We start from the raw sequence: 9,136 nt of genomic DNA on the forward strand, positions 1-9,136 counted from the left end.
ATTGCTCACTTGCGATCACTGTTCTCGGATCTTATCCGCCGGAAATACGATTCCTGTCTGTCTTCGCACTCCATCCGTGATATCCATCTCAATCTCTGATGATCTTAAAAATTGATGATCCACTTTATGTTCTTTGATCAGTCTGATAAAATCTTTTGTTTCATAGATCATCGGATTATCTCTTTTGTCAAATTGTAATTCTTCTGTTTCTCCATTTCTATAGTAGATCGTGATCTTCTTGATGATCGGACATTGTTCAATGATCATACATCCATTTTCACCCTGAATCTGTGTTGGCAGTTTGGAATCTGTAATCTTGGAATATATGATCTCTGCCTGTTTATCACCATACGATGCGATCACACTTCCTGCACCATCCACTCCATTTTCAAGGAACAAACTGTCTGCGAGAATCTTTTCTGGTTTCCCAAATAAACTTGCAAGGAAATGGATACAGTAAGATCCAATATCCATCAGTGCTCCATTCGATAATTTGGGATTAAATGCGTTTTCAATGATCCCTTTTTTAAATTTGTCATATCTTGAAGAATACTGACAATACTGAATCGTTGCTCTTCTCACTGTTCCAATCTTATGAAGATTGTCCATCATCGCATGGAATCCTGGAGAATGTACATTCTTCATGGCTTCCATAAATACAACTCCTTGTTCTTTGGCTGCTTTGATCAGGATATCTAATTCCTCACGGTTGGAGCAAACAGGTTTCTCACAAAGCACATGCTTTCCGTAATTGATCATTGTGATCGAATGTGCATAATGCATATAAGTTGGACTCGCTACATAAACCGCATCAATCTCTGGATCTTTTGCCATCTCTTCGTAGTTATCATATACTTTTTCTACATTATATTTTGCTGCAAACTGCTTCCCTTTTTCTAAATTTCTTGAATATACAGCTGTTAATTGGATTTCATCTAATTCTAAAATTCCTTCCATCAGCCAGTCTGTAATAAAATTGGTTCCTATCGTTGCTAATCTGATCATTGATTCTCCTCCATCATATATCTTATATTTTATAGTTGTGACGGTGTAATGTCAATGATCACGCCTACCGCATAATAATGTACGCACTATAGCAAAGATACATGCAGATCATTGCAATTCCTTCGGTTCTTGAAATCTTTTTTTTCGTTGCTCCAAAGATCCATACTACAACTGAAAATACGACTAAAACTATGATGTCGATCACATTTTCACCAATTAGCTGTAATGGACTGATCGCAGATGCGATTCCAAGTACCATAAGGATGTTAAAGATATTGGAACCGATCGCATTCCCGACCGCCATATCAACTTCATTTTTTCTTGCGGCTACGATGGATGTGACCAATTCTGGAAGAGACGTTCCGATCGAAACAATCGTTAATCCTACAAGATTCTGGCTCATTCCAAAATCTATGGCAATCCTGCTTGCGGCATCAACTGTAAGATCTCCACCAAATGCAATGGCTGCTGCACCTCCAACGATACATAACAGACTCTTTGGATAAGACATGATCATCAATTCTTCATTTTCCATTGTTTCAAGTTGTACGACTTCCTGATTATTTCTGGCACGCATTGCCTGAAAAACCATCATAAGAACATATACGGCAAATATAATAAGGAAAATGATTCCATCAAAACGTCCAAGGATCATATGTGATCTATCTCCGAATGCAAGATAACCAAATATGAGAAGTAATGTCGCACATACAAGAGATAATGGAATATCTCTTATAATTGTTTCTCTTTTTACACCGATCGTTGCTAAAATTGAACAAACTCCGATCACAAACATCATATTAAAGATATTAGAACCAACTACATTACTGATCGCCAGGGCATTATTATTGGCAATAGATGCTGTTACACTGACTGCAGTTTCTGGAAGTGATGTTCCCATGGCTACGATCGTCAATCCAATGATAATAGAAGGAACTTTTAAACGTTTGGCGACACTTGAACTTCCTTCTACAAAATAGTCTGCTCCTTTCATTAAAAATGCAAATCCTATGATCAGACAGATGATCACTAAAAATAATGGGGATTGGTTGATAAATTTCTCCATTTGTTTTTCTCCTTTCAAAATTGTCTTTTTATTTGTACATAAGAAAAACTCATGTATGTTCCAGATGTACTATAAGAACATACATGAGTCTCATTCTTTAATATTTGCCAGGCTGACTTGCTTGATATCTGCGAGTCATTACCGAGTCTGTTGACAAATCACGTCTTTGTATGACGCGAACTACTCCCTCATGGAATATTGATTGTTTGATTACTTTAACAAAAAAATATTGATCTGTCAAGTATAGTTTATTTTGATATACAATGCGATCAACAAATGGAGGGGGGAAACTATTTTTGATCAGAAAACCATACAAAACTAATAAAAATATTTCCAGACTATTTTATATTTTGATGATGATCATCTTTGTCTGGTTCATTGGGATTCAGATTTTAGGACCTGATGAACAGTTTTTTGACCAATCTGGACATTCCATCATCTACAATGGTACTTTTACATGGAAGAAATCCGATGGCACAAAACAAAACATTTCTGTTCCTGGACGTTATAAAGTTCCAGCAAAACAGACGATGATCATTACTACTACACTTCCAGATGATTATAACGAGAATGTGATCGCGATCCGTTCTTCCCTTCAAGATGTACGTTTTTACATTGATGGAAAACTTCGAAAAGAGTACAATGCAAAAAGTCTGCACCGATTTGGCAAAAACTCTGCCAGCCGTTATATATTCTGCAATACTTCGTCTGCAGATGCCGGAAAGGAACTTCGTCTGGAACTTACAACATATACGAGTAACTACTCTGGTGTTGTCAATACGATTTACTGTGGAGATCAAATGCAGATCTGGAGTTATATTTTTAATCATAACTTCTCTGGAACCGTGATCGGATTATTTATCTTTTTTGCATCGATTGTCACAATCTTATTCAGTATCGCCCTTGGAATTGTTTACAAAACCAAGTTTAATATGGAATATCTTGGATGGTGTATGCTTATGGGTTCTGTCTGGATGATCGGAGAATCAAAAATGCGGCAGATCCTTGTTCCAAATGCATCTGGACTTGCAACTTCATGTTTTATTATGCTCATGTTATGTCCGTTGCCGATTTCCTTATATGTCAATAATCTTCAGAAAGGTAAATATAAAAAGATCTTTCAATCGATTTGTTTTATTGCTTTATTGAATTTTATCATCTGTACGATCCTGCATCTTACAGGCGTTGCAGATTATATTGAGACAATGCCAGCAGCACACGCAATCCTTATTATTACTTTCCTTGCTGTCATTCTTACTTTCCTGATCAGATATTGGAATCATCGGAGTCGAAGTGATTGCCTGTTGTTCTTTGGATTGCTTATTACAATGCTTTCTGTGATTTTTGAAGCAATTTCTGTATATTACAAAGTATCTGTTTCTGGTTTATTTGTCGGTATCGCTATTTTGATCTTACTGTTTATAAATGTGATCTATACGATCCATATCATCCGTGATATCATCAAACGTCAGCAGCAGGAAGAACTCGATAAACGTAAAAAAAATATAGAAGAGATGTCTCTGCAGTTGATGCAGATGTTATCCACCACGATCGAGGCAAAAGATGAATATACGAAAGGACATTCTCATCGTGTTGCAGAGTATTCCGTTTTGATCGCTCGTGAACTTGGATGGAATGAAAAAGAACTTAGTAATCTAAAAAATGCTGCTCATCTTCATGATATCGGCAAAATTGCTATTCCTGATACCATTTTAAATAAACCAAGCAAACTTTCTGAGGAAGAATTTTCTATTATTAAGGAACATACGATCATTGGTGCAAATATCTTAAAGAATATTTCTCTGATCGATCACGTACAAGAAATTGTACGCAATCATCATGAGCACGATCCGTACACAAAAAGCCAAAGAAAATCTCGACTTTTTAACTGGGCTTCCAACCAGAAATAAAGGTGAGCAAGCCATTGCGCAGTTGATGAAACACCACAGCGGATGTCTTGTCTTTATGGATATGGACAATTTAAAAACCATCAATGACATCTATGGCCACAAAGCTGGTGACCGTGTATTGAAGCTTCTTGGTAATCTATTATTAGAATATTCCAGTGAATGTCTTGTCTGTCGTCTTGGCGGAGATGAATTCCTATTATTTATGCCAAATGCTGATCAAAATAGTATTACAGAAGTTATAACTGCTATTTTTAAGAAATTTAATACTCGAAAGGAACAAGATCCTGAGCTTCATGCTGCATCCATTTCTGCCGGACTATATATGTGCAATATTGGAGATTCTTTTGACGAATGTTATACAAAAGCTGATAAAACACTATATTTCGTAAAACAAAATGGAAAAAGCGACTTCTCCTTTCATGAAAAATAAAGCACCAAACATATAAAGAAGAGAGTGGCAAGAATTTACTTTTGCCACTCTCTTCTTTATATATGAAATAACTGAATCAACACAAGACCAGAAAGTCCATAATATGTGATAACTGCAACTAAATCATTGATAGTTGTGATCAATGGACCAGAAGCCACTGCTGGGTCAATGTTGATCTTATGAAAGAACATTGGAATGATCGTTCCTACAAGGCTTGAGATCACCATCGCAACGATCAGTGAAATTCCTACGCACCCTGAAATCAGGAATGAAGAAATCCATGCATAATGTTTAAATAAATGGATGTACACCCCTAAAAATACGAGTGCCATGATCGCTAGGCTCGCTCCATTTAAGAAACCGATCTTCATTTCTTTAAATAACAAAGCAATCTTTTTCTTACCTGACAGATTTTCATCCATTAATACGCGGATTGTTACAGCTAAAGACTGTGTTCCAACATTTCCCGCCATATCAAGTACCAGGGATTGGAAACAGATAACGATTGGTAATACCGCAACAATAGATTCAAACATTCCAACAACTGAGGATACTGCCATTCCTAAGAATAACAATGCGATCAACCATGGAAGTCTCTTCTTCATACTAACTATCGTGGGTTCATTTAAATCTTCCTCTTCTGTTAAACCAGCAAGTTTTGCATAGTCATCTCCCATCTCGTCATCGACCAATTCTACAATATCGGAAGATGTTAAGATTCCTGCGATTTTCTTATCTTGTGTCAGTACTGGGATGGAATCTTCTTCGTAATCTGTTAAGATTTCCATACATTCACTGATTTTTTCATGTTCATATACATAAGGATAAGAACTGCTTATGATGTCCTGTAGATTATCATGTTCTCTTGCGATGATCAAATCTTTCAGATCGATCGCTCCTGCAAAAATCCCATTCTCATCTATCACATAAAGTGTCTGGATATTATCATGTTCTCCTGCCTGCTTTACAAGTGTACTCATTGCCTCACGAATCGTTACATCATTTCTTACTACGATATAATTATTCGTCATACAACTACCGATCTGATCTTCCTCGTAAGACAGCAGTTTCTGAACATCTTCTTTTGCTTCTTTATCCAGTCTCTTTAATAATTTGTATTTATCTTCTTCATTTAATTCTTCAAACAGATCCATCGCATCATCTGAATCCATGTTTGATACAACTTTCGCTGCCTGTTCAATTGGCATTTCTTCCAGATATTTTCCTGGTTCCTCTTCGATATAAGAAAAAATCTCTGCAATATCTGCAATGTCTAAAATGTCATAGATACATTTTCTAACTGTTTTATCTGATTCTACGATCGCATTTGCAATATCTCTTTCGTGATAAGCTGCGATCTTTTTCTTTAATTCTTCTCTATCTTTCGTTGTCTGTACGATCTTGACCAATTCTTTTGCATAATCTGTTCTATGCTGATTTCTTGCATTTTTCATGATATCCTCCTTCTTTTCCTAAATCTGGTTGCAAAACACCAATATTTAGGCACAAAAATACACCGCTTCAGATTGAAATTCCTAAAGCAGATCACATACTCTGTTGTGATGTAAAGAACTTTCTGTTTCGCGGTGTATCAAAAAGAATATCATAATACAAATGTTGCTATTCATGTATCTTCACAGAGAGCAGCATTCGCATCTTATATTTTCTTTTTTGACCCCGCATACAACTTCGTCCTATACGATCGCAACTATCCATGAACATACACCTCCTTTCACATCTTTACTAATATCTCTCAACATTCTTTGTTTTCATTCTGAGTTATATTATCAGATTTTTCTGATATCGTCAACCTATTTTACTATGATTTAACAATCTTTTCCGCCGCCACAGTGTGATCCTGCCGGAGGGCTTTTTATTGCATAGGGGATTTCATCGAAATCTTCTATGCAATAAAAAAAACATCCTTATCTCTAAGAATGCTTGAATCTTCATATTAAATCTATATATAAAGGATATACCTTCAAAACAACATACAAGAATCTTTCTACATCTCTTACACTTCAGCCTTCTTTGGTTAAAGCCTCGACCGATTAGTAACAGTCAGCTCCATACGTTACCGTACTTCCACCTCTGCCCTATCTACCTCGTCGTCTTCAAGGGGTCTTACTACCTTTTGGTATGGGAAATCTTATCTTTAGGGGGGCTTCACGCTTAGATGCCTTCAGCGTTTATCCCTTCCAGACTTGGCTACTCTGCTATGCACTTGGCAGTACAACAGATACACCAGCGGTCCGTCCATCCCGGTCCTCTCGTACTAAGGACAGCTCCTATCAAATTTCCTCCGCCTGCGCCGGATAGGGACCGAACTGTCTCACGACGTTCTGAACCCAGCTCGCGTACCGCTTTAATGGGCGAACAGCCCAACCCTTGGAACCTGCTACAGCTCCAGGATGCGATGAGCCGACATCGAGGTGCCAAACCACTCCGTCGATGTGAACTCTTGGGAGTGATAAGCCTGTTATCCCCAGGGTAGCTTTTATCCGTTGAGCGATGGCAATCCCACTTTATACCACCGGATCACTAAGTCCTACTTTCGTACCTGCTCCACCCGTCGGTGTCACAGTCAAGCTCCCTTCTGCCTTTGCACTCTTCGAATGGTTTCCAACCATTCTGAGGGAACCTTTGAGCGCCTCCGATACCCTTTCGGAGGCGACCGCCCCAGTCAAACTCCCCGCCTGACATTGTCCCCTGACCGGCTTACGGCCACAGGTTAGAAATCCAACATGGTAAGGGTGGTATCCCAACAGCGACTCCGGTACAACTGACGTCATACCTTCTCAGTCTCCCACCTATCCTGTACATACCATGCCGAATCCCAGTATCAAACTGGAGTAAAGCTCCATGGGGTCTTTCCGTCCTGGCGCAGGTAACCAGCATCTTCACTGGTATTTCAATTTCACCGGGTGTATCGTTGAGACAGTGCCCAAATCATTACGCCTTTCGTGCGGGTCGGAACTTACCCGACAAGGAATTTCGCTACCTTAGGACCGTTATAGTTACGGCCGCCGTTTACTGGGGCTTAAGTTCAAAGCTTCGCTTGCGCTAACCTCTCCCCTTAACCTTCCAGCACCGGGCAGGCGTCAGCCCATATACTTCACCTTGCGGTTTTGCATAGACCTGTGTTTTTGCTAAACAGTTGCTTGGGCCATTTCTCTGCGGCCACTCTCATGGCACTCCTTCTCCCGAAGTTACGGAGTCATTTTGCCGAGTTCCTTAACAATACTTCTCCCGTCGGCCTTAGGATTCTCTCCTCATCCACCTGTGTCGGTTTGCGGTACGGGCACATATAAAACGATAGCGGCTTTTCTTGACAGCCAGGGGCCTGGACTTCCCTACTTATGTTCGGTACGCGTCACGTCTTCAGATCGTGCTGCGGATTTGCCAACAGCACTCCTACCTCGCTTGCACCGGGATATCCATTCCCGGATTCCATTCCCTGTCTGTGTCCCCACAGTTCTGTTTATATGCGGTACAGGAATTTCAACCTGTTATCCATCGACTACGTCTTTCGACCTCGCCTTAGGTCCCGACTTACCCAGAGCAGATCAGCTTTACTCTGGAAACCTTAGATATTCGGCCTGAAGGATTCTCACCTTCATCTCGCTACTCATTCCGGCATTCTCTCTTCCTAGCAGTCCACCACTCCTTACGGTATGGCTTCATCCCGCCAGCAATGCTCCTCTACCAATGTTTACACATTCCTAAGCTTCGGTGTCGTGTTTCAGCCCCGGACATTTTCGGCGCAGGGACTCTCGACTAGTGAGCTATTACGCACTCTTTCAATGAATGGCTGCTTCTAAGCCAACGTCCTAGTTGTCTTAGAATCCCCACATCCTTTTCCACTTAACACGCACTTTGGGACCTTAGCTGTAGGTCTGGGCTCTTTCCCTTTTGACCATCCAACTTATCTCGTATGGTCTGACTCCCATGAATCATCTTGATGGCATTCGGAGTTTGATATGCTTTGGTAAGCTTTGACGCCCCCTAGGCAATTCAGTGCTCTACCTCCATAAGACTCTCATGAGGCTAGCCCTAAAGCTATTTCGAGGAGAACCAGCTATCTCCGGGTTCGATTGGAATTTCTCCGCTATCCACACCTCATCCCCACCCTTTTCAACGGATGTGGGTTCGGTCCTCCACTTCCTCTTACGGAAGCTTCAACCTGGACATGGATAGGTCACCCGGTTTCGGGTCTGCACTCACTGACTTGACGCGCTATTAACGCTTGCTTTCACTTCGGCTCCAGACCTTAAGTCCTTAACCTCGCCAGTACGCACAACTCGCCGGACCGTTCTACAAAAAGTACGCAGTCCCTCATATAAAGAGGTCCCACAGCTTGTAGACACAGGGTTTCAGGTTCTCTTTCACTCCCCTCCCGGGGTACTTTTCACCTTTCCTTCACAGTACTATGCGCTATCGGTCACTAAGAAGTATTTAGCCTTACGGGGTGGTCCCCGCTCGTTCAGACAAGGTTTCTCGTGTCTCGTCCTACTCTGGATCCTGCTAGGCGACTTGGGATTTCGGATACGAGGCTTTCACTCTCTCCGGCCGGACTTCCCAGTCCGTTCTCCTATCTTACGTCTGCCACAACGCAGTCCGAACCCCGCGATGCACGCATCACGGTTTGGGCTCTTTCCATTTCGCTCGCCGCTACTTTGGAAATCGATAAATTTTCTTTCTCTTCCTCCGGGTACTTAGATGTTT

The 9,136-nt window shown here is 40.7% G+C and carries 5 protein-coding genes and 1 rRNA gene (1 of these 6 only partly in view); 2 read left to right on the forward strand and 4 right to left on the reverse strand.

Annotated features, from left to right (window positions below; all coding sequences use genetic code 11):
- Positions 1–15: 15 nt before the first annotated feature.
- Together QUE18_RS10110 and QUE18_RS10115 are read right to left on the reverse strand one after the other, a co-directional pair.
- Complete coding sequence (locus QUE18_RS10110) at positions 16–1,005, reverse strand: Gfo/Idh/MocA family protein (protein ID WP_009203043.1); 990 nt, start codon at positions 1,003–1,005, stop codon at positions 16–18.
- Positions 1,006–1,069: 64 nt separating this feature from the next.
- Positions 1,070–2,071: a calcium/sodium antiporter gene (locus QUE18_RS10115; protein WP_040343933.1), complete on the reverse strand. Its 1,002-nt coding sequence runs from the start codon at positions 2,069–2,071 to the stop codon at positions 1,070–1,072.
- A 296-nt stretch (positions 2,072–2,367) separates the two neighbouring features.
- Between QUE18_RS10115 and QUE18_RS10120 the strand changes: the two genes are divergently transcribed.
- Both QUE18_RS10120 and QUE18_RS10125 read left to right on the forward strand, forming a co-directional pair.
- Positions 2,368–3,981 (forward strand): HD-GYP domain-containing protein, encoded by a 1,614-nt coding sequence (locus tag QUE18_RS10120; RefSeq protein WP_154662999.1) that lies wholly within the window; start codon positions 2,368–2,370, stop codon positions 3,979–3,981.
- Positions 3,911–4,411: a GGDEF domain-containing protein gene (locus tag QUE18_RS10125; RefSeq protein ID WP_081018794.1), complete on the forward strand. Its 501-nt coding sequence runs from the start codon at positions 3,911–3,913 to the stop codon at positions 4,409–4,411. Before QUE18_RS10120 ends, QUE18_RS10125 begins: the two co-directional genes overlap by 71 nt.
- A 56-nt stretch (positions 4,412–4,467) precedes the next feature.
- On the opposite strand, the gene mgtE is transcribed toward QUE18_RS10125, so the two are convergent.
- Together mgtE and QUE18_RS10135 are read right to left on the reverse strand one after the other, a co-directional pair.
- Positions 4,468–5,865 carry a magnesium transporter gene (mgtE, locus tag QUE18_RS10130; protein WP_009203047.1) on the reverse strand — a complete coding sequence of 466 codons (1,398 nt, stop codon included), beginning with the start codon at positions 5,863–5,865 and terminating at the stop codon, positions 4,468–4,470.
- A gap of 577 nt (positions 5,866–6,442) precedes the next feature.
- Positions 6,443–9,136 (reverse strand): 23S ribosomal RNA (locus QUE18_RS10135) (it continues 194 nt past the right edge of the window).

Source organism: Anaerostipes hadrus ATCC 29173 = JCM 17467 (assembly GCF_030296915.1).
In the GTDB taxonomy this organism is placed as follows: Bacteria; Bacillota; Clostridia; order Lachnospirales; family Lachnospiraceae; genus Anaerostipes; species Anaerostipes hadrus.

Bases quoted from the DNA above. Each gene is read 5' to 3' on its own strand.
- mgtE (WP_009203047.1), bottom strand. From the start codon at position 5,865: ATGAAAAATGCAAGAAATCAGCATAGAACAGATTATGCAAAAGAATTG.
- QUE18_RS10125 (WP_081018794.1), top strand. From the start codon at position 3,911: ATGAGCACGATCCGTACACAAAAAGCCAAAGAAAATCTCGACTTTTTA.
- QUE18_RS10110 (WP_009203043.1), bottom strand. From the start codon at position 1,005: ATGATCAGATTAGCAACGATAGGAACCAATTTTATTACAGACTGGCTG.
- QUE18_RS10115 (WP_040343933.1), bottom strand. From the start codon at position 2,071: ATGGAGAAATTTATCAACCAATCCCCATTATTTTTAGTGATCATCTGT.